The following is a 23461-nucleotide window of genomic DNA, read 5'->3' as shown; positions in this document are numbered from 1 at the left end:
CTTCGCCATCACAACACCGGACCCCGAACCCCAAGCCGCCCAAGGGCGTCGATCAAGGTCGGAGCCCGCCCTCACCGCCACCGCCACCGCACCGGGGCCGGGCCCTTCTCGGTCGACCGACTTCGGGGAACCGCCGTTCTTACCCTGCCCCAGCAGGCCACTGCTGGGGGAAGCGCCACACGCCAGGCGCAGCCCGAACCCACCACGCGGGATCGGGCCCCTCACCATGCCCAGGCCACGATCAGCCGCCAGGCAGCCCCCGAACCCACACCGCCCCAGGCCACCAACCCACCCCAGCCCACCACACAACCCCGTATCGCCGCCCGCCCTGACCCCGAGCATCAACTGCCCCAAGCTCGCAGACTCAACCCAAGGGGAAAGCCACCCCTTGTCGCCGCCCGCCCGAACCCCGAACACCCGCCACCGCAACGCCGACAACCGGGCCCAACAAGAAGCCACCCCTCCGTCGCCGCCCGCCCTGACCCCGAGCACCAACTGCCCCGACCCCGCAGACTCAGCCCAAGGGGAAAGCCACCCCTCCGTCGCCGCCCGCCCGAACCGCAGGTATCCAAGCACCCGATGTCGAAGGCCAAGCCCGGCAACGGAACGCCTCTTCTCGCTGCCCGTTCTCATCCTGACCACAGCACCACCTCATGCCGAGGCAATGAAGGCGGCCCTGCAGGCTGGTCTCGGTTCCATTGGGCATCTTCATGTCAGACCCGGGGCGCAAGGTTCGGCCGCTGCTACGGGGTCGTCCGATCCCCGGCCGCTCAGTACGGCGCGCGTGCGGGAGGATCGGTCGATGCACTCGATGAGCGTGGACGCCGACGACAGGACCCGCCTGCATGTCGGCGTCGCCGGAAGCGGACCTGATGTGCTCGTCCTGTCCGGAGGCCCCGGCTGCGTCCACTACCTCGAGCGGGAGGAGCTCGCGCCCCGCGCCATGCGGGCGTGGTACCCCGAACCGCGCGGCGTGGGCGGCTCCGCCGGAGGACCGCACACCCTCGAACAGGCCGTCGCCGACCTTGAAGCGGTCAGACGCGCTGCGGGACTGGACGATTGGGTGGTCCTGGGTCATTCCTGGGGCGCGGACCTGGCGGTCCGTTACGCATTGGACCATCCCGCGCGCGTCCGGTCGGTCGTCGCGGTGGCCGCCCACGGACTGCACAAGGACCGCAGCTGGTCGCAGATCTACGAGTCCTTGAAGGACACCGAGCCGAAGGTCGACATTCACTGGGAGCCTCCGGTCCACCGCGCCCTGATGGAGTCGTTCCTGGAGTGGATCCACGAACCCGACCTGTTCCGGCGCCTGGCCGACTGCACCGTGCCGATGACCGTCATCGCCGCCGAGGAGGACATCCGGCCCGCTTGGCCGCTGCGGCAGCTCGCGGCCCTGGTGCCGCACGGCGTCTTCGAGGAGATCCCCGGTGTCCCGCATGATTTCTGGTCGACCCATCCGCAGGTCTGGATCGACGTCGTCTCCGGCGCCTGCCGCAGCCCGGTCGATCGCTCGTCGCGTTTACGGCTCGTTCACAGCCGGGCCCTTACGGTCTCGGGCATGAGACGCATCTCCATCATCGCGGCCGCAGTGCTCCTGTCGGCCGCCTGCACCGGCGACCCCGAAGTAGAGGTAGAGACGGGAGGCACCGCGGCCTGCGACCCCGACCTGGCGGCCGGCCTCGAGCGGTGGGCCGAGGCCGGGTTCAGCGGGTCGGTCGCGATCGGCGACGCCGAGGGCCCCTCGTGCCTGGCCTCGTTCGGCACGGCCGAGGGGGACGCCCCGAACACCGAGGAGACGGTCTTCGCGATCGGCTCGGTGAGCAAGGCCTTCACCGCGGCGGCGGTCTACGACCTCGTCGACACCGGGGCCTTCACGCTCGAGGACACGGCCGGTTCGCTGGTGGCGGGCCTGGGCGGTCCCGCGGCCGAGGCCACCGTCGAGCAGCTGCTGCTCCACACCAGCGGCCTCGCCGGGTCGCACGGCACCGACCACGAGCCGCTCTCGCGCGAGGAGGCCGTCGCCGCGTTGAGCGCCCTGGACGCCGATTTCGAGCCCGGCACCGACTATCTGTACACCAACGCCGGGTACACCCTCCTGGCGCTGATCGTGGACGAGCAGTCCGGATCGTCCTATAGGGACTACATGGTCGAGGAGATCCTCACCGGCCCGGACGGCGAGCGGTACGGCGGGTTCTGGGACGGCGAACCGGCCGCGCCCGGCCCCCGCGCCGTCGGGCTGACCGAGGAGGGCCCGGCCGAGTCCGTCGGCGACTTCGCGGGCCCGCACTGGGCGATGGAGGGCAACGGCGACCTCGCGATGAGCGCCGCCGACCTCGCGGCCTGGACCACGGCCCTCTTCGCGGGCGAGATCATCGCCCCCGAGGCGGTCGAACTGCTGGGCGCCACCGGGTTCGACCACGGCGAGGGCGCGACGGAGATCGGCGGCTGGGTAGTGCTCGACACCGAGCCCTTCGGCACGCAGGCCGTCGTCTCCTCCGGCGGCGGGGGCGACACCGGGCAGGAGGCGGTGATCGCCTGGCTGCCCGACACCGGCGCCGTCTTCGCGGTCACCTCCAACACCGCCGGCGTCACCGCGGGCGAAGTGCTCCAGGCGGTCGGCCCGGCCCTCGCCGCCGGGGAGCCGATCCCCGCCCCCGAGACGCGCGTCGAGGTCGATCCCGAAGAGCTGCAAGCGAGGGAGGGCGTCTACCTCCTGGAGACGGGCGGGTCCTTCACCGTCACCGCGGCGGACGGGGCCCTGGCCGTCACGGCCGACGGCGCCGACGCCGCGGCGGCGATGTTCGACTCGGCCGACCTCACCGTCGAGGACGCCGCCGACCACGAGGCGGCCGTCCTGGCGCTGCTGGAGGGCGGCACCGAAGCGGGCGACGCCGAACGCGCCGCCGTCGAGGAGACCGTCGGCGCGATCGAAGCCGTCGAGACCGCCGGGACGATCGTCGCCGAATCCGAGCTGCGCACCTACGTGCGCTTCACCGGCGGGACGGGCTCGCTCCTGGCCTGGTACGCCCTGGCCGAGCACGACGAGATCGCGGGCGTCGCCCTCGGCATCGAGCCGCCGGTGTTTACGCTGGTGCCTGCCGGCGAGGGCGAGTACCGCCTGGAGGACCTCGCCGGCACCGGAGCCGGCGTGGCCGTCGTCTTCGACCAGGACCTGATGAGCGTCGAAGGGCCGGCCGGCTCGGTCGACGCCCAGCGCCAAGGGTGATCGGGAACGCCCGGCGGGCCGGACAGCGGCCGCCGGGCGTTCCCGGACACCCCCTGACAGTGAAGGAGGGGGCCGTGCGCATCCTGCTGGTCGAGGACGACCGGGACCTGGGCCCGGTCCTGGCCCTCGGGCTCCGCAACGAGGCCTACGCGGTCGACCTCGCGACGACCTGCGCCGAGGCGGAGGAATTGCTGTGCTGCAACGACTTCGACGTCGCCTGCCTCGACCTGGGCCTGCCCGACGGGGACGGCATGGACCTCGTGCGGCGCCTCGGCACCGACCCGGCGCTGCGCCGTCCCCGCCGGCTCCTGGTGCTCACCGCCCGCGACGCCGTGGACGACCGCGTCGCCGGACTCGACGCCGGGGCCGACGACTACCTGGTCAAACCGTTCAGCTTCCAGGAGCTGGCCGCCCGGCTGCGGGCCCTGTCGCGCCGCGCCGACGTCTCCGGCGCCCTCATCGACGTCGGCGACCTGCGATTGGACGCCGCCGCGCACCGCGCCTGGCGCGGCGGCCGCGAACTGCGCCTGACACCGAGGGAGTTCTCCATGCTGCGCTACTTCATGCACCACCCGGGGCGGACCGTCACCGCCGAGGACCTCCTCGAACACGTCTGGGACGCCAACGCCGACCCGTTCACCGCCTCGGTGCGGGTCATCCTCAGCCGACTGCGCCGCAAACTCGGCGAGCCCGGGCTCCTCGAGACGGTGACCGGCGTCGGCTACCGATTGGTGGCGTCGCCGTGATCGGGGCGCTGCAGTCGCTGCGGGTCCGCTTGGCGCTCACGGGGTTCCTCGCGATCTACCTGCCGGTGGTCCTGGTCTTCGCCGTCACCGCGATCGACGAGCAGCAGGTGGTCGAGACCGGATCGGACGGCGTCTCGCGCACCGTCACCGACACCGGCGTCGTCCCGACCGGCTGGACGCTGGCGACGGTGATCGCCCTGCTGCCGGCCACGATCGCGCTCGCGTGGTGGTGGTCGGGCCGGGCCGTGCGCCCCTTCGAGCGCGTCCGCGCCGCCGCCGAGCGGATCGAGGCCTCGGACCTGAGCCTGCGGGTCGGCCCGGCGCAGGGCACGACCGAGGCGACGGACCTGGCCGCGGCCTTCGACGCGATGCTCGACCGGTTGGAACGCTCCGCGCAGGTGCAGCGGCGCCTGGTCGAGGAGACCAGCCACGAGCTGCGCACGCCGCTGGCGGTCCTCATCACCGGCGCCGACGTGCTGCTGGCCCATCCCGAGCCGAGCCTGGAGCTGTACCGGGAGGGCCTGGAGCGCAGCCGGAACGCGGCCGAGCGGCTGCGCGGCACGGTCGGCGAGCTGCTGGTGGACGCGCGCGGGCGGGCCCGGGTGATCGACCGGCGCGCGACCGACGTGGTGGCGCTGGCGCGAGCGGTCGCCCGAGAGATCGGCGCGGTCGCCGCGGCCCGCTCGGTGGTGGTGCGCCTCGGCGGATCGTCGACCGCGCTCGCCCCGGTGGACGGCCCGAGCGTGCAGCGGGCGATCGCGAACCTGGTCGGCAACGCCGTCAAACACGCGCCCGAGGGGACCGCCGTGACCGTCGAGGTGTCGCGGCGGGGCGAGGCGGTCGATGTGGTGGTGGCCGACGAGGGCCCGGGGATTCCCGAGGCGGAGCGCGAGCGGGTCTTCGAGCGGTTCTGGCGCGGCGAGAGCGCGCCGGGCACCGGTCTGGGGCTGCCGATCGCCCGCCAGATCGCGCAGGCGCACGGGGGTGAGGTCGAGCTGCTGGACGCGGACCGAGGATGCCGGTTCCGGCTGTCGCTGCCGGCCGGGCCGGCCCCGGACCGGGCCTGATCCGATCCTCAGGGGAAGGTGCCGGGAGCCGGGCCGACTGTCAAGCCGCACCCGTCGGCGCGCCCCGACCCGATGGGGACCCCGGGTTCGACCACCACGCCCGCGCCACCACTCCGGCACCGAACAACGTCCCCGGCCATGGCCGCCAGGGGGTCCAAGGTCGCGAAAGGGCCCTCGCACGCCATGTCCGCATGCAAGGGCCCTGGCAACGCGTCAAGCAGTCCATCGGGCCGGATGACGGCCGATGGAGGTTCGGGAACGCGTTCTTTAGCAGCAGAGTTCGTCGCCGGCGATGATGCCGGTGTTCGAAGGCTCGTCCGAGGCCGCGGCCTGAGCGAGGGAACCGGTCAGTGCGAACGCCAGTGCCGCAGCGAGCGCGAGCAGCCCGGTGGTGGCGACGCGAACAACGTTTTTCGTCATGGAATCTCCTCAGGGACAGGCCCGTCGGGGCCGTTGGGGGTCGCCTTCGATGAAACCAGTGGAACCGCCGCGCGGACAAGCGTTCCGCTGTCCGGGACGTTCCCGGACGGGGGCTCCGTTCACGCGCGCGCGTACACGCTACGGGTGCGGTGGCGGCGGTGTCGCCCGAACGTCGCGCGTCAGGGGCGGCGCCAGTTCACTCGGACGCCGCTCCGCCGCGGGATCGGCGCTCGTCCTGCTCGCGCATGAGCGCCCGCGCGCGGGCCCGCTCGGCGTCCTCGTCGGCCTGGCGCGTGCGGCGCTCGGCGATGAGCCGCTCGTACTCGGCGCGCCGCTCGGGGGTGAGGTCGGCGAGGGCCTCGGCCGCCTCCTCGCTCCGGCGGCGCCGCCAGGAGGGCAGCGCCGCGACGGCGAGGACCGCGAGGACCGCGCCCGCCGCGGCGAACCACCAGGAGCCGCTCACGGTCCCCCGTTGGCTTCCCGCTCGGCCGCGTTCTGGCTGTACTGGTTCTCCCCCGCCGCAACGGAGTTGCCCGTGTACTTGATGGTCTTCATCTTGTCGATGGGGTTCTTCCAGCTGTTCTTGAGCGGGTCCCACGACTTCACGAGCGGCCCGTCCGAGAGGTTGTACAGGCTTCCCGCGCTGCGGTTGGCCCGGTCCCCCGCGCCCATCAGGACCTTCCCCGAGCCCTTGAGGAGCTGGTCGGTGGCGCCGTCGAGGGACTTCTTGAGGCCGGTGGAGCCGGTGCCGAACTTGCGCAGCGAGACGACCCAGCGGCCGAGCTTCGTCATGAGCTCGCCGAGCTTGCGGACCATGTCGCCGAAGACGCTCACGGCCTTGGAGACGACCCGGGCGACGGCCGCGGCGGCCGTGGCGCCGAAGGTGAACCCGGCGGTGGCGAGGGCGCTGAGGAGCCACAGGATCGCCTCGGCGATGAAGTTGGAGATGATCTCCAGGAACATCGTCCGCGTGATGGAGACCAGGACGCCCGCGCCGGTGATGAGGTTCGCGGTCCACTTCGCGCCCTCGGCGGCGCCGTTGATGACCTCGCCGAACGCGGCGGCGCTCTGGCGGTAGGCGTCGGCGTCGGTGCCGTCCCAGTCGGCGGCCGACTGGAGTTCGGCGGCCCATGCGCCGGAGGCGTCCTGGAGGGCCATGGCGATGTTGTTCCAGGTCGTCGAGAGGCCCTCGATGGCGTTGGGGTTGCCGGCCACCCAGTCGAGGGGTTCGCGCAGGAACGAGATGTGCTCGAACAGCCAGGAGACGCCGGCCTGCACGAGGTGCTTGAAGGGGTTGGAGATGAACGAGAGCGCGTCCAAGCCCACCGAGAACGTGGAGGCGGCGATGTCGCCGACGTCGACCTTCCCCTGGGTGATGACGTTGCCGTAGGCTTGGCCGGCCTTGTAGACGCCGTAGAAGATCTTGGAGCTCTGCGGCATCGACGTGGGGGTCTCGCCGGCGATGAGGGGGTTCGCGTTCACTTGTCGAGCTCCTTGAGCAGCGCGTCGAAGACCGCGGCGACCTCTTCGTCGGCGGTCTGGTACTTGATCGCGGTCTGTTTGAGCGCTTCGGCGAAGCCGTTGCCGAGGTCGTCGATCGCGTCGAGGGTCTCGGTGCCGTCGTCGAGGAACAGGTCCAGGGCCGGGGGGATGAGCTGGGCGAAGATGACGCCGTAGGCGTTCTCGTCGCCGAGGCGGACCTGCTTGGCGGCGTCGGCGGCCTGCACGACGATCGGCATGGGGCCGTTGATGAGGCGCGAGGCGTGGTCGCGCAGCTGCTGCGGGTCTACTTTGGGCACTTAGGGCTCCTGGCGGGGCTGGGTGAAGGAGTTGATGACGCCCATGGCCTCCGAGTCGGCGCCCAGCAGGCCCGACATGATCTGGGCGGTCTTCTGGCTCGACTCCTCCACGGCCCGGTTGTAGGTGTCGAGGACGAGGTCGGCGAGGCCGCGCCCGGACATGCCGCGGGCCTGGGGCGAGAAGTCCAGGCCGGTGAGGGTGCCGCCGGCGTTCACGGTCACGGTGACGACCTCGTCGTCGCTCACGAGGGTCGTCGCGGAGTCGGCGAGGGCCTGCTCGGCTCGGCCCGCCTGCTCCTGGATCTGGGCCACTCGGGCGTCCAGGTCCTGCATGATCTCTTCAGGAGTGCGCATCGTCGCCCTTCGCTCTCGCGCTCGAATACCGCGTCTGATGGTGCGAAAGTCAAGCTAGCCAACGAGAATGAACGATCGATGGCACGATGCTGAACGGGCCGGGACCAGTGGGGCGCTGTTCTAGCGCCCCCGTGCGCTGCGGCGCAGGTCGGCGAGGAGTTCGCGGCCGGTCCAGTCCTTCCGGCCGCCCTGCTCGGCCTCGTGGACGAGGGCGGTGAGGCGTTCGTTCACGGGTGCGGCCAGGCCGCCTTCGGCGGCCAGCAGCGCGATCTCGCCGTTCAGGTAGTCCACTTCGGTCGGACGACCCGCTTCGAGGTCGTCCCAGGTGGAGGATCTGGCGAGCGGGTCCATGGCGAGCATCTTGGCGGCGGCCCTGGTGAACACGGCGTCGGGCAGGCCCATCACGACCGGCAGGAGCCTCGAGTCGAGCCCGACGGTCTTGGCGGGCCTGATCCCGGCCGCCTTGTAGGCGGCGAGGGCCTCGCGCTGGGCGAGGGCGAGGCAGCGGCGAAAGGCCCGCTGCGACAGTTCGGTCTTGAGCGGCAGCCCCGACAGCGCGTTGACGGCGTTGTTGAGGTTGAGCAGGAGCTTCGCGGCCTGGGCGGCGGTGAGGTCGGCGCGGCGCGCCAGCGGCAGCCCGGCGCGGGCGAACAGGTCGGCGACGGCGTCGAGCGCGGGCGCGTCCTGGACTTCGATGCCGCCGTCGGTGGCGCGGTGGAAGCGGCCCTCGCCGGTGCGGACGACGTTGAAGGCGACCATGCCGGCCAGGACGGTGGCCCCGGGGAGCTTCTCGCGCAGCACGGCGGCGTTGCGCAGGCCGTTCTGGAGGCTGACGACGACCGCGCCGGGCCGCAGCCGGTCGGCGAGCTGGCCGGCCGTGTCGGCGGTGGCCGCGGACTTGACGGCGACGAGCACGAGGTCGGCCTCGGCCACCGCGTCGGGGACCGTCTCGTAGCGGGGCGCGTCCACGCGCAGACGCGCGCCGTGCAGGTCGGTGAGGGTGAGGCCGTGCGCGGCCACCTCGTCGGCGAGGCGGCGGCGGCCGACGAAGGCGACCTCCGCGCCGGCGGCCGCGAGGCTCCCGCCCACATAGCAGCCGATGCTTCCGGCGCCGTACACGCAGATCATCCCCGGATGCTACAACCGGCCGTCCCGGCGGGCCGGCGCCCGCTCGCCGCCGTTGAAGGCGGCCCGGGTGTGTCATGATCCCCAAGCCCGCACGCTCACGATTTGAGGACCTTCGCCATGGCAGCTCCCGACCGACTCCCGAGCCCCGCGGTGATCGTGAAGGAGTGGATGCGGCCCGGCGACCTCCTCTGGCTCGCCGCCGGGCTCGCCCTGATCGGCGCCGTCGTGCTGGTGCAGATGCAGGTGCCCCCCGGCGACCAGGTCAGGATCGGGGCCGACAGCGCCTTCCCCAAGTTCGCCGACACGAACCGGACGCCCATGCAACTGCCGATGATCGCGGCGCTCGGGTGGGTCGCGGCGAAGTTCGGCTCGCACCTGAAGAGCCCCCTGTCCGCGCGCATCGACGCGGACGGGATCAAGCTGTACGCCGACTCCAAGTACGGGATCCGCATGAAGATCGGCGCGCCGAAGGCCGAGGCGCCCTGGAGCGCGATCAAGTGCGTGGTCGTGCGCCGCCGCCGCTCAAGGGTGCTGAAAGTCCTCCCCGTGTGGTCGACGGTGCTGTCCTTCGAGAGGCCCAGCGGCAAGCGGTACGGCCACGGCGCGAGCGTGTCGCCGTGGTCGCTGGGGAAGGTCGCGGCGGGCGTCGCCCGGTTCGCCCCGCAGGTCGAGGTCGTCGACGACCGGCGCGGGAAGCGGCGCGTCCTCGCGCCGTAGGCCGACCGCGCGATCAGGCCCGTTGCGCCGCTGCGGGCTCCGGAAAACGCCGAAACGTTCCCCTATCGACACCCGTCGTTCAAGATGGGGTCATGGGATGACACCCGGAAACGAGTGGAATACTCCAGGCATCCCTCGGTTATCCCCGGTGCTGAGTAAGGAGCCACCCCATATGGCAGTCAACCGCAGAACCCTCCTCGGCGCGTCCGCCGCCGGAGCCGCCGCCGCCGTCGCGGCCGCCTCACCCGCCGAGGCCAAGTCCACCAAGCGGTACTCGTTCACCGTCATGGGCACGACCGACCTCCACGGCAACGTCTTCAACTGGGACTACTTCGGCGACAAGACCTACAGCGACGCCGCCGGCAACACCCGCGGCCTCGCCCGCATCTCCACCCTGGTCGAGCAGGTCCGCGAGGAGAAGGGCCGGCGGAACACCATCCTCATCGACGCCGGCGACACCATCCAGGGCACGCCCCTGGCCTACTACTACGCCCGCGTCGACCCCATCGCCGCCGACGCCGGCCCCGTCCACCCCATGGCCCAGTCCATGAACGAGCTCGGCTACGACGCCGCCGCCCTGGGCAACCACGAGTTCAACTACGGCCTCGACACCCTCCGCAAGTTCGAGTCCCAGCTCGACTTCCCGCTCCTGGGCGCCAACGTCATCGACACCGAGACCGGCCGCCCCGCCTTCCCGCCCTACCACATGGTCCGCCTGCGCAACCGGTGCGGCAAGGACGTCAAGGTCGCCATCCTCGGCCTGTGCACCCCCGGCGTCACCATCTGGGACAAGGCCATCGTCGAGGGCGTCCTGGAGTTCCCCAGCCTGGAGTCCGAGGCCGCCTACTGGGTCCCCAAGCTCAAGGAGCAGGGCGCCGACGTCGTCATCGTCTCCGCCCACTCGGGCACCTCCGGCACCTCCGCCTACGACACCTCCACCGGCCTGGGCATCGAGAACGCCTCCAAGATCGTCGCCGAGACCGTCCCCGGCATCGACGCGATCCTGGTCGGCCACGCCCACGTCGAGATCCCCGAGACCCGCGTCGCCGGCCCCGACGGCGGCGAAGTGGTCCTGTCCGAACCGCTCTGCTACGGCCAGCGCCTCACCCTGTTCGACTTCGACCTGGTCCTGGAGCGCGGCAAGTGGAAGGTCGAGCGCGTCGGCGCCTCGGTCCTCAACTCCAACACCGTCGAGGAGGACGAGCGGATCGTCGAGATCCTCTCCGACGAGCACAACGAGGTCGTCGCCTACGTCAACCAGGTCGTCGGCCAGGCCGTCGCCGACCTCGACACCGCCGAGGCGCGCTTCAAGGACGAGCCGATCATCGACCTCATCACCAAGGTCCAGGAGGACGTGGTGACGGCGGCGCTGGCGGGCACCGAGCACGCGGACCTGCCGGTGGTCTCGCAGGCCTCGCCGTTCTCGCGCACCTCGCTCATCCCGGCGGGCGACGTCAAGATCAAGGACCTCTCGGGGCTCTACATCTACGACAACACGCTGGTGGCGAAGCTGCTGACGGGCGCGCAGATCCGCGACTACCTCGAGTACTCGGCGTCGTACTACGTGCAGACCGCCGCGGACGTCGCGCTGGACCCCGAGAAGATCACGAACGCGGGCGGCCAGCCGGACTACAACTACGACTACGTCTCGGGCTTCACCTACGAGATCGACATCGCCAAGGCGGTGGGCTCGCGCGTCGCGAACCTCCGGTACGCGGGGGCCGAGGTGGCCGACGACGCGCGGTTCGTGCTGGCGGTCAACAACTACCGGGCCAACGGCGGCGGGAACTACCCGCACGTGGCCGCGGCCGAGGAGCTGTGGAGCGAGTCGATCGAGATCCGCACCCGGATCATCGAGTGGGTGACGGCCAAGGGCGCGCTCGACCCTGCCGAGTTCGCGTCCGTGGACTGGTTCCTGACCCGCGAGGGCACCCCGGTCTTCTGATTCGCACTGCGACGACGCGCCGCGGTCCGACCGGACCGCGGCGCCGTCGCGTTCGGGCCCTGTCGGCCCGCGGGGCGGACGTGGCAGTATTGCGTCTACCAGGCGGGCTGACCGCCCGGCTAGTTGACCAGAACCCAATACCGCCCCAGGAGTGCACATGGACTTTCGGGAAGAAGCCGCCGCCATCGCAGGCGAGCTGATCGCGCTGCGCCGCGAGCTCCACCGGATCCCCGAGATCGGCCTCGACCTGCCCAAGACGCAGGCGGCCGTCGTGGCGGCCCTCGAAGGGCTCCCCTTGGAGATCACCCTCGGGCAGAGTTCGACCGCCGTCACCGCCGTCCTGCGCGGCGCCGGGCCGGGTCCGGCCGTGCTGCTGCGCGGCGACATGGACGCGCTGCCGGTGACCGAGGAGAACGACGCCGACTACGTCTCCGGGCACGTCGGTACCATGCACGCCTGCGGCCACGACCTGCACACCGCCGGTCTCGTGGGCGCCGCGAAGCTCCTCAGCGCCCACCGGGCCGAGCTGGCCGGGGACGTCGTGTTCATGTTCCAGCCCGGCGAAGAGGGCCACGACGGCGCCGGGCACATGATCGCCGAAGGCGTGCTGGAGGCGGCCGGTCGCAAGGTGGACGCGGCCTACGGGCTGCACGTCATGTCGGACCTGCTCCCGCGCGGGGTGTTCACCACCAAGCCAGGCCCGATGATGGCCGCGTCCTCGGGGCTGTTCGTGAACGTGGTCGGCCGGGGCGGGCACGGCTCGCGCCCGCAGTCCACGCTCGACCCGATCCCGGTGGCCGCCGAGATCGTCACGGCGCTCCAGAACCTCATCACCCGCCGGTTCTCGGTGTTCGAGCCGATCGTCATCACCGTGGGCACCTTCCACGCCGGCACCCGGCACAACATCATCCCCGACAACGCCCGGTTCGAGGCGACCGTGCGCACGTTCTCGGAGGAGGCGCTCGCGCAGGTCGAGAAGGAGTCGGTGAAGCTCGCCGAGGACATCGCGACCGCTCACGGGTTGCGGGCCGAGGTCCGGTTCGACCGCGAGTACCCGGCGACGATCAACGACGCCGACGAGGCCGCGTTCGTGGCCGCCACGGTGAAGGACGTCTTCGGCGAGGACCGCTACACGCCGATGCCCGAGCCGGTCATGGGCTCGGAGGACTTCTCGCGGGTCCTCGAGGCGGTGCCCGGGAGCTACCTGTTCTACGGCGCCACGGTGAAGGCGGACCCGAACGACGCGGCCTCGAACCACTCCCCGCGCGCGGCCTTCGACGACTCGGTGGTCGCCGACGGTGCGGCGCTCCTCGCGGAGCTGGCCGTGCGCCGCATGAACCGCGGCTGATCGCTTGACAGAAACTCGGCGATCAATACCGATCGCTTGATCGAAACTCCGCGATCACCACCGGTCGATACCGGTCGCCCGACCGAAACCGATCGGGGTCGGCCGATCACATGACAGAAAAGAGGGGAGGCGGGCCAAGCCCGCCTCCCCCTCGCTCCCTCAGTGAATCAGCTTGCGGCCGAAGCGATCGCGTAGATCGCCGAAGCCAGGCCGAAGCCCATGAGGCCGATGGTGGTCTCCATGACCGTCCAGGTCTTCAGCGTGGTCTTGACGTCCATGCCGAGGAACCGGCCCACCAGCCAGAACCCGGAGTCGTTCACGTGGCTGGCCATGACCGAGCCCGCCGCGAGGCTGAGCACGAGCGCCGCCAGCTGGACCGCGTTGTAGTCCCCCGTCGCCACGATCGGCTGGACGAGCCCGGCCGCGGCCGTCAGGGCCACGGTGGCCGAGCCCTGGGCGACGCGCAGCGCGGTCGCGATGAAGAAGGCCGCCACGATGACCGGCAGCCCGATGCCCGAGAGCGCGTCCGCGAGCGCCTCGCCGATGCCGCTGGTGCGCAGCACGCCGCCGAACATGCCGCCGGCGCCGGTGACGAGGATGATCGCACAGACCGGGCCGAGCGCCTTGTCGAGCAGGTCCTCGATCCAGTCGCGGGTGCGCCCGCGCCGCTCGCCGAGCACGTAGCTGGCGACGAACACGGTGATGAGCAGGGCGATCGGCGTCGAGCCGATGGCGCGGGCGACGTTGAACCAGGTCGCGTCCGCGTCGACCCAGCCGGCCGACCCGGCCGTGTTCAGGCCCGTGTCGAGGAAGATGAGCACCAGCGGGAGCAGCAGCAGCGCGATGACGGTGCGGGCCCGGGGCGGGTTCTCGGCGTCCTCGACCTGCGGTCCGCCCGAGAGCACTTCGGGCACGGGCAGTTCGAGGCGGCGCCCGACCCACAGGCCGAACAGGTAGCTGGTGACGTACCAGGTGGGGATCGCGACCAGGAGCCCGAGCGCGACCACGAGGCCGACGTCGGCGCCCAGCAGCGTGCTCGCGGCCACCGGCCCCGGGTGCGGGGGCACGTAGATGTGCATGACCGAGAACGCCCCGGCCGCGGGCAGCGCGTACTTCAGGATGCCGCCGCCCAGGCGCCGCGCGACCGCGAAGATGATCGGCAGCATCACGACGAGCCCGGCGTCGAAGAAGATCGGGAAGCCGAAGATCAGCGACGCGACGCCCAGTGCGAGCGGCGCGCGGTGCTCGCCGAACCGCGCGATGAGCATGTCCGTCAAGGCCTTCGCCCCGCCGGAGACCTCCACGAGGCGCCCGAGCATGGCGCCGAGGCCGACCAGGAGCGCGACGCTCGCCAGTGTCGCGCCGAAGCCGCTGGTGAGCGTCGGGATGAGGTACTCGGCGGGGATGCCGGTGGCGAACGCGGTGAGCACCGAGACGGTGACCAGCGCGAGGAAGGCGTGGACGCGCAGCCAGATGATGAGGACCAGCAGGAGCGCGACGGCGCCCGCGGCTATCCCCAGGAGCGGTCCAGCTCCGAGAGTCTGAGTCCAGTCCAATTCCATGGGAGCAAGCTCCTTTGCTTGTCGGGTGGTGGGAACTGCCGGGGAGAGGGGACGAGGAGGGTGAGGGGCGTCAGTCGAAGGCGGCGATGACGGTGTCGGTGATGGCCTCGGGGGTCGCCGAGATGTCCACTCGGATGCCGTCTTCGCCCGCGGCGAGCGGTTCGAGGTCGGCGAACTGGGAGTCGAGCAGGCTCGGCGGCATGAAGTGGCCGCTGCGGCCCTGGAGCCGGCCGGCGATGAGTTCGCGGCTGCCGTCCAGGTGCACGAACACGACGCGGGCGCTGGCTTCGCGCAGGGCGTCGCGGTAGCGGTGCTTGAGGGCCGAGCAGGTGACGACGGTCGAGATCCCCGCCGCGTCCTGCTCGCTGATCCAGTCGCGCAGGCTTCGCAGCCACGGCGCGCGGTCGCTGTCGTTGAGCGGGAAGCCCGATTCCATCTTCGCGATGTTGGACGCGGGATGGAACTCGTCGGCCTCCGCCATGAGCCGGCCGAGCCGGTCGGCCAGCATCCGGGCCACGGTGCTCTTGCCCGAGCCCGAGACTCCCATGACCACCAGGCAGGTCGTCGTCATCGCCCCTCCTCATTGAAAGGTAGTATCTTTTCCGGGGAAAGGTAACACCATTCAAACCGCGGCGCAACCGGCCCCCGGATATGATTCCCCCATGGGCGAGACGCGCAACCGGAACGGCACGGGACTCCACGAGCCCGTGCTGGAGAAGCTCGGCATGGAGATCGCCTCCGGCGAGCTGCCCGCCGGGCACGTGCTCACACTGGACGGCATCCAGGAGCGCTTCGCCGTGTCGCGCACCGTCGCCCGCGAGGCCATGCGCATCCTCGAGTCCATGGGACTGGTCGAGTCCCGCAGGCGCGTCGGCATCACCGTCCGCCCCATCGAGGACTGGAACGTCTTCGACCCCAGGGTCATCTGGTGGCGCCTCTCCGGACCCGGCTACGGCGCCCAGCTGCGCACCCTCACCGAGCTGCGCATCGCCGTCGAACCGCTCGCCGCGGGCGCGGCGGCCCGGGCGGCCACGAACGCGCAGCGCTCGCGCATCGTCGAACTCGCCGCGATCCTGCGCCGCCTCGGCGAGGCCGCCGAACTCACCGAGTTCATGGAGCGCGACGTCGAGTTCCACGTGCTCCTCTTGCAGGCCAGCGGCAACGAGATGTTCGGCGCACTCGCCGACTCGGTGGCCGCGGTGCTGCGGGGCCGGACCCAACTGGGCCTCATGCCGCACCGGCCGGTGCCCGAGGCCCTCGACCTGCACGAAGAAGTGGCGCGGGCCGTGGCCGCCGGCAGGTCGGCCGACGCCGAGCGCGCGATGAGCGAACTGCTCGGCGAAGTCCGGGGCGCCATGCTTCCGGGCTTAGGTTTCAAACCTCCGAATCCTGGTAATACACCCCATGCCGCATATGACCGCGCATCAGGGATGGGACCTGCGCAACGGGACGTCGGCGGCCGCGCCCCGGCGCACGGAAACGGGCGACCCCCTTCCGTCGCAAGGGAAACGGCTGTCCGATGCAACGGTAAGGGCCCTTCACTGCGCCTAGTAGTCGGCGAAGCATGCTTTTCCGCCACGAGAGCGGCCTGGTTCGGCCGCATTCGCGGTGAAACCGTACATCCCGTGCGCCGCCGAGCCCCGCCCACAGGCGGGAATGTATTTGTACGGCAACACGGCGTTTCTCCTGGTCTGACCAGGGAGGCACACGCTGTAACCGATTAGCATGTGCCACAACACCACCACGGCTCACAAGGCCGCGACACCATTGCAGATCGGACCAGCCATGCACGGATTGGGACCAGTGCGACTGCCGCACTACGATGGTCGGGCCGCCGGCCCGCACTCGCTCCTCGCCGACGTCGCGGCCTGGACCGGCTCCGAGCCCATGCGCCGCCTCCTCGAACCCCACGGCGGCGCGCTCCCCGGCACCAGCACGGCCGACGACCTCGCCTACCTCGAGGCGTTCTCCGCCGTCCACTGGGACTTCCGCGCCGGCCGCGAACGGCACGAGACCGATCTGGCGCCGCTCGACCCCGAGCAGGAGCGCCTCGTCGGCCGCGCCGCGCTCGCGCTCGGCCTGGGGGCCGACGCGAAGCCGCGCCGCCGCCACTACACGCACGTGCTCGTCCTCGGCGGGCTCGTCGGCTCGTGCCTGTTCCGCACCCGCTTCGCCGCCCAGCTCCTCGCCGAGGGGATCACCGCCGACAACGTCACCGGCGTGGGCGGGTTCCGACCGCTCGGCGCCGCCGACTTCGAGGCGGCCGCCGTGAGCGGCCTGCCCTGCGAGGGCTTCGAAGTGGACGCGATCGAGTCGACCCTCAAGCGCGCCTTCGACCTCCGGGGCGAGCCGCGCATCGACCAGGGCGGCGACCCGCACACGGCCCCGGGCCGGGCGTGGAAGGTGGCGACCTACGAGGCCGGACCGGTCGTCGTCCGGGCCGTGGCCGCGCCCTCGTCCCAGCCCGACCGGCGCCGGGCCGACACCGTCGACACCTGCCGGTTCTGGGCCGACGAGGTGGTCGACCTCGCGCCGGGCGACAGCGTCCTGGTCGTGACCTCCTCGCCGTACACGGCGTTCCAGCACTGCGACGCGATCGCCCACATGGGACTCCCCTACGGGTGCGCCGTGGACACCGTCGGCGTCGACCCCTCGATCCTGCCCGAGCCGCATCTTCGCAAGGCGCACACCGCGAGCGGCTACCTCCAGGAGGTGCGCTCGACCATCAGGTCGATGCAGCGCCTCTACGACGCGGCCTACGCGGCGGTCCAGGGTCGCGGCGTGAAGGCGCCTTCGGCCGCGGCACGGTAGCGCGTCACATACGACCACCGAGTCCTCACGCTGCGTCGAGGGCCGGTGATTTCACCGATGCGCACCGTCGCAGACCAGTAGATATTTACGTCCATCACTTGATGCTCGCTTCAAGGAGGACGATCCATGCACGCAACGATCAGACACCGGCGCACCGTCGTCGCCGCCTTCCTCACCGCGGTCCTGGCCGCGGTGGTCGGATTCGGCGTCGCCACCGCGCCCGGCGCGTCCGCCCAGGACAACCCGTTCGAGCGGGGCCCGGCGCCGACCGAGTCCAGCATCGAAGCACTCCGGGGCCACTACTCGACGTCGAGCACGAGCGTCTCCTCGCTCGTGAGCGGCTTCGGCGGCGGCACCATCTACTACCCGACCACCACCGCGGACGGCACGTTCGGCGCGGTCGTGATCTCCCCCGGGTTCACCGCGTACGAGTCCTCGATCTCCTGGCTGGGCGCCCGGCTCGCCTCGCAGGGCTTCGTGGTCTTCACGATCGACACCAACTCGACGCTCGACCAGCCCGGCTCGCGGGCCGACCAGCTCATGGCCGCACTCGACTACCTGGTCGAGGACAGCACCGTCCGCACCCGCGTCGACGAGGACCGCCTCGCCGTCATGGGCCACTCCATGGGCGGCGGCGGATCGATCGAGGCCAGCCGGGAGAACCCGGAACTCCAGGCCAGCATCCCGATGACGCCGTGGCACACCACCAAGTCCTGGACCTCGGTGTCCACGCCGACCCTGATCTTCGGGGCCGAGTCGGACACGGTCGCCCCGGTCGGCTCGCACAGCGAACCGTTCTACAACTCCATCCCCAGCTCGGCCGAGAAGATGTACATCGAGCTCAACGGCGCCTCCCACTTCGCGCCCAACAGCGCCAACACCACGATCGCGAAGTACTCGATCTCGTGGCTGAAGCGCTTCGTGGACAACGACACCCGCTACAACCAGTTCCTCTGCCCGCTGCCGGACGGCAGCGCGGTCGAAGAGGCGCGCGGCACCTGCCCGCTCGGTTAGCGACCTCGGATCCCGATGAGCATCGGACGGCGGCCTCGGTCGCCGTCCGATTCTTCGCGCTCAACCCCTTTTAAACCGACCGGTCGGTTTTGTACGATGGACCCATGGGACGGAGCGCACTGCGGCACCCCGCCCGGGCGGCGACGCCCGCGCGGCCCACCGAAGCGCCCCTGGACGCCACCGTCCGCCGGCTCGACGACGGCAGCGTCGCCCTCGTACTGACCGCCGCCGACGCCCACCGCCTCGACGAGCCCGGCTCGGCCGGAACCACACTCACCGTCCACGTCACGAACGGATCCACCGAGGACGCCGCCAGGGCCGCACTCGCGAACGGACTCCGGACCCTCGCCGCCGGCCCCCTCGGAGACGCCTACGCCTCGCTCACCCTCGCCGCGACGCTCGCCGCCCCGACCGCACCCCGCCTGGCGCGCAACGCGACCCTCGCCGCGGCCGACGCCGCCTGGTCGGCCGGCGAACGCCTCGCCTGCACCGCCGCACTCGACACCGCCCTGCGCGCCCTCGAACCCGGCGACGGCCCCCACACCGACTACCTGCTCGGCCTCAGAGGCCTCATCGACCAGGCCCCGCTCGACGCCATCGGACCCCTCCGGCGCGTCCTCGCCCACGCCGAGGGCAGCGCCTCCCCCGAGACCCTCCACCTCGCCGCCGTCGCGGCGCTCCTGCTGGGCGACCTCGCCGCCTCCTGCGACATGGGCATGCGCGCCTTGGCGAAAGCCCGCACCGAAGGCCGCGACGACCTCGTCCCGCGCACCCTCGAGTACCTCGCCTACGCCGAAATGCGGGCCGGGCGCCACACCCGCGCCCGATCACGCGCCCGCGAGGGACTCCTGGCCGCACTCCAGACCGGACGGGCGAACACCGAAGCCCACCACCGGGCCGTCCTGGCCCTCACCGCATCGGTCGAAGGCGACACCGCCGCGGTCGCGACCGAAGCGGCACTGGCGCTCGCCACGGCGAGGAGGCACGGGCTGGCGCAGACCGCCGCGCTCGCGGAGTGGGCCCTGGCGAGGGCCGATCTCGGCGCGGGAAGGCCGGAGGCGGCCGTGACGAGGCTGCGCGGGCTGGTCCGTCCCGGCGGCGGCCACTTCGCGGTGCGGCCGCTGCTGATGCCGTGCTTCATCGAGGCGGCGGTGCTGGCCGGGAGGGCCGAGGAGGCGCGGCCGGTCGCCGAAGAGCTGCGGGCATGGGCGGGGTTCGGCATCGACCGGGTGGCGTTCGCGCAGCTCGCGAGGGCGCAGGCGCTGATAGCGGCGGCGGACGCGGTCGCGCCGGGGCCGCCCGGCGGCCGGATCGAACCGGAGGCGGTGAACGCGCTGTTCCAGCGGGCGGTGCAGCTGCACCCGGGCGAGATGGGCGAGTTCGAAAGGGCGAGAACACTCCTGCTGTACGGCAAATGGCTGCGCCGCAGGCGGCAGCCGCTCCAGGCGAGGGCGGTGCTGCGGGACGCGCTCCACGGCTTCGAGCGCTGCGGGGCCGCGGGTTGGGCGGCCCAGGCACGGGACGAACTGCGGGCGACGGGAGAGCAGGGCACGGGTGAGACGGGCGGGTCGGGATCGGACCGGGACGTCGCGGGGGCGAAGCCGAAGGGAGCCCTGGCCGCGCTGACGCCGCACCAGCTGCGGATCGCGAGGAAGGTCGCGACGGGGGCCACGAACCGCGAAGTGGCGCAGTCGATGTCGCTGAGCGTCAGAACGGTGGACCACCATCTGAGGAACATCTTCGCGTCGCTGGGGGTCAGGTCGCGGGTGGAGCTGGCCCGCATCGTCGCGGGAGCGGGCACCGGGACGAACGGCGCCTGAACCGCTCGTGCTCGCCTGAGCGACAGGACGACGCCGCAAAGCGGCGTGTTCGCCGGGCCGGAACGCCGCAGGGCTGCCACGCGATCGCGACGCGGCCGTCCGTGGCGGCCTGACTGATCGCGGCCACGAGCGTCTGCCGTTCGGCGGCGAACCATTCCATGGCCCCGTCGAGCTTCGATGAGGTTGACCGCCGTGGTCGGCGCCGAGTCCACGGCTGCGGCGCAACCGGAGGCGAATACCTAGCGTTCGATATATATCCATATGACCGTGGAAGAGGACGGCCGGAACGAGGGCGGGGCCGGGCTTGCGCCCGGCCCCAAGGGGATCACTCAGCGGATAAAGCCTCAGATCAGGAACCTCGTGTAGGCCGGCAGGGTCAGGAACGTCGGATAGTCCTCCCCCAGCGCGCATTCGGTGAAGATCGCGAGGGCGTCGTCGAAGCGGTCGCCCTCGAACCGCTCGAACCCGTCGAACTCCTCGCGCAGCAGCTCCTCGACCCACTGGCGGGTCACGGCGCGGCCCTCGTCGGTCTTGGACCCCGCGTTGATCCACTGCCAGATCTGCGAGCGCGAGATCTCGGCGGTCGCGGCGTCCTCCATGAGGTTGTTGATCGCCGCGGCGCCGTTGCCGCGCAGCCACGACTCGATGTACCGGACGCCGACCTCGAGGTTCTTGCGGATGCCGGTCTCGGTGATCTCGCCGGGCGTGGCGGCCACGTCGAGCAGGGCGGCCGCGTCGGGCACGACGTCCTCGCGCTGCCGGTCGATCTGGTTGGGCACGCCGCCGAGCGTCTCGTCGAACACGGCCATGGCGACGGGCACGAGGTCGGGGTGGGCGACCCAGGAGCCGTCGAAGCCGTCGTCGGCCTCGCGGGTCTTGTCGGCGCGGACCTTCTCGAGGGCCGCGGCGTTGGCCTCGGGGTCCCTGCGGTTGGGGATGAACGCGGCCATGCCGCCGATCGCGGAGGCGCTGCGCCGGTGGCAGGTGCGCACGAGCAGTTCGGTGTAGGCGCGCATGAACGGCGCGGTCATGGTGACCTGGTCGCGGTCGGGGAGCACGAAGCGGGGTCCCCGCTCGCGGAAGTTCTTGATGACCGAGAAGATGTAGTCCCAGCGTCCGGCGTTGAGCCCGGACGAGTGGTGGCGCAGTTCGTAGAGGATCTCCTCCATCTCGAACGCGGCGGTGATGGTCTCGATGAGGACGGTGGCGCGGATCGTGCCCTGGGGCAGGCCGAGGAGGTCCTGCGCCATGATGAACACGTCGTTCCACAGTCGCGCTTCGAGGTGCGATTCGAGTTTCGGCAGGTAGAAGTAGGGGCCGCGGCCGAGTTCGATGAGCCGGTGCGCGTTGTGGAAGAAGTGCAGGCCGAAGTCGACGAGCGATCCGGCGACGGGCAGGCCGTCGACGCGCAGGTGCAGTTCGGCGAGGTGCCAGCCCCTCGGGCGCACGATGATCGTGGGCAGGTCGGTGAGGGCCTCGCCCTTGAGCCGGTACTCCTTGCCCTGCTCGGAGGTGAAGTCGATGCGCCGCTCTATCGCGTCGCGCAGATTCACCTGCGAGTCGATGACGTTGTGCCAGTTGGGCGTGGAGGAGTCCTCCAGGTCGGCCATCCAGCATCGGGCGCCCGAGTTGAGGGCGTTGATCGTCATCTTCTTGTCGCAGGGGCCGGTGATCTCGACGCGGCGGTCCTCCAGGCCCGGCGCGAGGGCGGCGACGCTCCAGGAGAAGTCCTCGCGCACGTCGGCGGTCTCGGCGAGGAAGCCGGGGTCGACGCCGTTGGCGATCTGGGTGCGGCGCTCCTGCCTGCGCTGGAGCACTTCCTGGCGGCGGGGCGCGAAGGCCCGGTGGAGCGCGGCGATGAACGCCAGCGCCTCGGGCGTCAGGATCTCGTCCTGCCGGGCGATGCGGGGCCCTTTGACCGTGATCGCCGCGTCGGTGCCGGTCGTGGCGCCGGTGCTGGTCTCGAAGCCCGTACGGGTACCGGTAGTGGTCACCATCTCGGTTGTCTCTCTTTCTGTGGCAAGCACAGTGTGCGTGGCGGGCGAAACCGCGGACGGTTCCGCCGCATCGGACTGGTCGCAGGGCAGCTAATGGAATTGTCCCGCCTCGGTGGACCCGGCGAGCGCGAGTGTCGAGGATTTCGGGTTGAGCGCGGAGGTGACGAGGTCGAAGTAGCCGGTGCCGACCTCGCGCTGGTGCCTGGTGGCGGTGTACCCGCGGTCCTCGGCGTCGAACTCGCGTTCCTGGAGGTCCACGTAGGCGGTCATGCCGTCGCGGGCGTAGCCGTGGGCGAGGTCGAACATGGAGTAGTTGAGCGCGTGGAATCCGGCGAGGGTGATGAACTGGAACGTGAAGCCCATGGAGCCGAGTTCGCGCTGGAATTTGGCGATGGTGTCGTCGTCGAGGTGGCGGCGCCAGTTGAACGACGGCGAGCAGTTGTAGGCGAGCATCTGGTCGGGGTGCTCGGCCTTGACCGCTTCGGCGAAGGTGCGGGCGGCCTCGAGGTCGGGCGTGCCGGTCTCCATCCACAGCAGGTCGGCGTAGGGCGCGTAGGCGTTGGCCCTGGCGATGCACGATTCGATGCCGTTGCGCACCCGGTAGTAGCCCTCGGCGGTGCGTTCGCCGTCGAGGAACGGGTGGTCGCGCTCGTCGATGTCGGAGGTCAGGAGCGTGGCGGCCTCGGCGTCGGTGCGGGCGACGATGATCGTGGGGACGCCTTCGACGTCGGCGGCCAGGCGGGCGGCGTTGAGCGTCCGGATGTGCTGCGAGGTCGGGATGAGGACCTTGCCGCCGAGGTGGCCGCACTTCTTCTCGGAGGCGAGCTGGTCCTCCCAGTGGACGCCGGCGGCGCCGGCGCCGATCATGGCCTTCATGAGTTCGAAGGCGTTGAGCGGACCGCCGAAGCCGGCTTCGGCGTCGGCGACGATGGGCGCGAGCCAGTCCTCGACGGTGCGCAGGCCTTCGGAGGCCTCGATCTGGTCGGCCCGCATGAGGGCGTTGTTGATGCGCCTGACCACTTGCGGGACCGAGTTGGCCGGGTAGAGCGACTGGTCGGGGTAGGTCTGGGCGGCGAGGTTGGCGTCGGCGGCGACCTGCCAGCCGGAGAGGTAGATGGCGTGGAGGCCGGCCTTGACCTGTTCGACGGCCTGGCCGCCGGTCATGGCGCCGAGCGCGTGGGTGTAGCCGCCGGTCGCCGCGTCCTCGGTGAGCCGGGACCAGAGGTTTTCGGCGCCGCGGCGGGCGAGGGTGTGCTCTTCGGTGACGCGGCCGCGGAGGCGCACGACGTCGGCGGCCTCGTAGTCGCGGACGGTGTGGGCCCAGCGCGGGTTGGACGCCCAGTCGAGGGCGAGCCGTTCGGCGGCGAGGCTGGTGTCGTTCGCGGCGCTCTGGGTGCGTTCACGGTGCTTGTCGGACATCGTCGGCTCCGAACAGTCGGGACCGCAGCGCGGTCATTACTTGCAGGTAACAGCAATCTTTCATCGATTGAGGCGCCTCGGGAGCCGT

At 71.3% G+C, this 23461-nt stretch carries 19 protein-coding genes and 1 pseudogene; 10 read left to right on the top strand and 10 right to left on the bottom strand.

The genetic code is table 11. From position 1 onward, the window contains the following. The first annotated feature begins 802 nt into the window (after window positions 1-802). The 3 genes from BLQ63_RS26955 to BLQ63_RS28690 all read left to right on the top strand — a co-directional run bounded on the left by BLQ63_RS26955 (window position 803) and on the right by BLQ63_RS28690 (window position 5039). Complete coding sequence (locus BLQ63_RS26955; RefSeq protein ID WP_091040640.1) at window positions 803-3226, top strand: alpha/beta fold hydrolase; 2424 nt, start codon at window positions 803-805, stop codon at window positions 3224-3226. Between the two features lie 74 nt (window positions 3227-3300). Then, window positions 3301-3972, top strand: a complete 672-nt coding sequence (locus BLQ63_RS26950; RefSeq protein ID WP_091040639.1) for a winged helix-turn-helix domain-containing protein — start codon at window positions 3301-3303, stop codon at window positions 3970-3972. Further along, on the top strand, window positions 3969-5039 hold the full coding sequence (locus tag BLQ63_RS28690; RefSeq protein ID WP_177155127.1) for a HAMP domain-containing sensor histidine kinase: 1071 nt from the start codon (window positions 3969-3971) through the stop codon (window positions 5037-5039). Before BLQ63_RS26950 ends, BLQ63_RS28690 begins: the two co-directional genes overlap by 4 nt. A 267-nt stretch (window positions 5040-5306) precedes the next feature. Here BLQ63_RS28690 and BLQ63_RS28685 read toward each other — a convergent pair whose 3' ends face one another. From BLQ63_RS28685 to BLQ63_RS26915, 6 genes are all read right to left on the bottom strand, one after another. Next, window positions 5307-5459, bottom strand: a complete 153-nt coding sequence (locus BLQ63_RS28685) for a hypothetical protein (protein ID WP_177155126.1) — start codon at window positions 5457-5459, stop codon at window positions 5307-5309. A gap of 196 nt (window positions 5460-5655) precedes the next feature. Then, on the bottom strand, window positions 5656-5922 hold the full coding sequence (locus BLQ63_RS26935) for a hypothetical protein (protein ID WP_091040637.1): 267 nt from the start codon (window positions 5920-5922) through the stop codon (window positions 5656-5658). Continuing rightward, the gene (locus tag BLQ63_RS26930) at window positions 5919-6941 is read right to left on the bottom strand and encodes a hypothetical protein (RefSeq protein ID WP_091040636.1); all 1023 of its coding nucleotides are present in this window, start codon (window positions 6939-6941) and stop codon (window positions 5919-5921) included. Before BLQ63_RS26930 ends, BLQ63_RS26935 begins: the two co-directional genes overlap by 4 nt. After that, window positions 6938-7258: a type VII secretion target gene (locus BLQ63_RS26925; protein ID WP_091040635.1), complete on the bottom strand. Its 321-nt coding sequence runs from the start codon at window positions 7256-7258 to the stop codon at window positions 6938-6940. Before BLQ63_RS26925 ends, BLQ63_RS26930 begins: the two co-directional genes overlap by 4 nt. Continuing rightward, window positions 7259-7612 carry a YbaB/EbfC family nucleoid-associated protein gene (locus tag BLQ63_RS26920; RefSeq protein WP_091040634.1) on the bottom strand — a complete coding sequence of 118 codons (354 nt, stop codon included), beginning with the start codon at window positions 7610-7612 and terminating at the stop codon, window positions 7259-7261. Between the two features lie 120 nt (window positions 7613-7732). After that, entirely contained in the window at window positions 7733-8740 is a 1008-nt protein-coding gene (locus BLQ63_RS26915) for a 2-dehydropantoate 2-reductase (protein WP_091040633.1), read from the bottom strand. A gap of 117 nt (window positions 8741-8857) precedes the next feature. Here BLQ63_RS26915 and BLQ63_RS26910 point away from each other — a divergent pair, with 117 nt between their 5' ends. From BLQ63_RS26910 to BLQ63_RS26900, 3 genes are all read left to right on the top strand, one after another. Next, a complete protein-coding gene (locus BLQ63_RS26910) occupies window positions 8858-9457 on the top strand; it encodes a hypothetical protein (RefSeq protein WP_143015119.1) in 600 nt (199 codons plus the stop codon). Between the two features lie 172 nt (window positions 9458-9629). After that, window positions 9630-11402, top strand: coding sequence for a bifunctional metallophosphatase/5'-nucleotidase (locus BLQ63_RS26905; protein ID WP_091040631.1), 1773 nt, complete (start codon window positions 9630-9632; stop codon window positions 11400-11402). Window positions 11403-11559: 157 nt separating this feature from the next. Then, entirely contained in the window at window positions 11560-12750 is a 1191-nt protein-coding gene (locus tag BLQ63_RS26900; protein WP_091040630.1) for a M20 metallopeptidase family protein, read from the top strand. Window positions 12751-12917: 167 nt separating this feature from the next. On the opposite strand, the gene BLQ63_RS26895 is transcribed toward BLQ63_RS26900, so the two are convergent. Both BLQ63_RS26895 and BLQ63_RS26890 read right to left on the bottom strand, forming a co-directional pair. Beyond that, window positions 12918-14312, bottom strand: coding sequence for a GntP family permease (locus BLQ63_RS26895; RefSeq protein ID WP_091040629.1), 1395 nt, complete (start codon window positions 14310-14312; stop codon window positions 12918-12920). A 70-nt stretch (window positions 14313-14382) separates the two neighbouring features. Beyond that, window positions 14383-14883, bottom strand: a complete 501-nt coding sequence (locus tag BLQ63_RS26890; protein ID WP_091040628.1) for a gluconokinase — start codon at window positions 14881-14883, stop codon at window positions 14383-14385. A gap of 91 nt (window positions 14884-14974) precedes the next feature. Here BLQ63_RS26890 and BLQ63_RS26885 point away from each other — a divergent pair. The 4 genes and pseudogenes from BLQ63_RS26885 to BLQ63_RS26870 form a co-directional block, all read left to right on the top strand. Beyond that, window positions 14975-15676: pseudogene (locus BLQ63_RS26885) on the top strand (FadR/GntR family transcriptional regulator); the annotation flags it as partial. 439 nt (window positions 15677-16115) lie between these two features. After that, the gene (locus BLQ63_RS26880; RefSeq protein WP_177155125.1) at window positions 16116-17123 is read left to right on the top strand and encodes a hypothetical protein; all 1008 of its coding nucleotides are present in this window, start codon (window positions 16116-16118) and stop codon (window positions 17121-17123) included. 126 nt (window positions 17124-17249) lie between these two features. After that, entirely contained in the window at window positions 17250-18137 is an 888-nt protein-coding gene (locus tag BLQ63_RS26875; protein WP_091040626.1) for a poly(ethylene terephthalate) hydrolase family protein, read from the top strand. Between the two features lie 104 nt (window positions 18138-18241). Then, window positions 18242-19957 (top strand): helix-turn-helix domain-containing protein, encoded by a 1716-nt coding sequence (locus BLQ63_RS26870; RefSeq protein ID WP_091040625.1) that lies wholly within the window; start codon window positions 18242-18244, stop codon window positions 19955-19957. 344 nt (window positions 19958-20301) lie between these two features. Here the strand turns inward: BLQ63_RS26870 and aceB are convergent, their stop codons facing one another. Both aceB and aceA read right to left on the bottom strand, forming a co-directional pair. Further along, a complete protein-coding gene (gene aceB / locus BLQ63_RS26865; protein ID WP_091040624.1) occupies window positions 20302-21954 on the bottom strand; it encodes a malate synthase A in 1653 nt (550 codons plus the stop codon). A gap of 90 nt (window positions 21955-22044) precedes the next feature. Next, window positions 22045-23373, bottom strand: coding sequence for an isocitrate lyase (gene aceA / locus BLQ63_RS26860; protein ID WP_091040623.1), 1329 nt, complete (start codon window positions 23371-23373; stop codon window positions 22045-22047). Window positions 23374-23461: the final 88 nt, after the last annotated feature.

This window comes from Glycomyces harbinensis (assembly GCF_900101745.1).
In the GTDB taxonomy this organism is placed as follows: Bacteria; Actinomycetota; Actinomycetes; order Mycobacteriales; family Micromonosporaceae; genus Glycomyces; species Glycomyces harbinensis.
This window is presented reverse-complemented; position numbering and strand designations above follow the sequence as displayed.

Excerpts from the sequence above, each read along its gene's own strand:
- BLQ63_RS26955 (WP_091040640.1), top strand. The coding sequence starts at position 803 with ATGCACTCGATGAGCGTGGACGCCGACGACAGGACCCGCCTGCATGTC.
- BLQ63_RS28685 (WP_177155126.1), bottom strand. The coding sequence starts at position 5,459 with ATGACGAAAAACGTTGTTCGCGTCGCCACCACCGGGCTGCTCGCGCTC.
- BLQ63_RS26920 (WP_091040634.1), bottom strand. The coding sequence starts at position 7,612 with ATGCGCACTCCTGAAGAGATCATGCAGGACCTGGACGCCCGAGTGGCC.
- BLQ63_RS26915 (WP_091040633.1), bottom strand. The coding sequence starts at position 8,740 with ATGATCTGCGTGTACGGCGCCGGAAGCATCGGCTGCTATGTGGGCGGG.
- BLQ63_RS26910 (WP_143015119.1), top strand. The coding sequence starts at position 8,858 with ATGGCAGCTCCCGACCGACTCCCGAGCCCCGCGGTGATCGTGAAGGAG.
- BLQ63_RS26905 (WP_091040631.1), top strand. The coding sequence starts at position 9,630 with ATGGCAGTCAACCGCAGAACCCTCCTCGGCGCGTCCGCCGCCGGAGCC.
- BLQ63_RS26900 (WP_091040630.1), top strand. The coding sequence starts at position 11,560 with ATGGACTTTCGGGAAGAAGCCGCCGCCATCGCAGGCGAGCTGATCGCG.
- BLQ63_RS26895 (WP_091040629.1), bottom strand. The coding sequence starts at position 14,312 with ATGGAATTGGACTGGACTCAGACTCTCGGAGCTGGACCGCTCCTGGGG.
- BLQ63_RS26890 (WP_091040628.1), bottom strand. The coding sequence starts at position 14,883 with ATGACGACGACCTGCCTGGTGGTCATGGGAGTCTCGGGCTCGGGCAAG.
- BLQ63_RS26875 (WP_091040626.1), top strand. The coding sequence starts at position 17,250 with ATGCACGCAACGATCAGACACCGGCGCACCGTCGTCGCCGCCTTCCTC.
- BLQ63_RS26870 (WP_091040625.1), top strand. The coding sequence starts at position 18,242 with ATGGGACGGAGCGCACTGCGGCACCCCGCCCGGGCGGCGACGCCCGCG.
- aceB (WP_091040624.1), bottom strand. The coding sequence starts at position 21,954 with ATGGTGACCACTACCGGTACCCGTACGGGCTTCGAGACCAGCACCGGC.
- aceA (WP_091040623.1), bottom strand. The coding sequence starts at position 23,373 with ATGTCCGACAAGCACCGTGAACGCACCCAGAGCGCCGCGAACGACACC.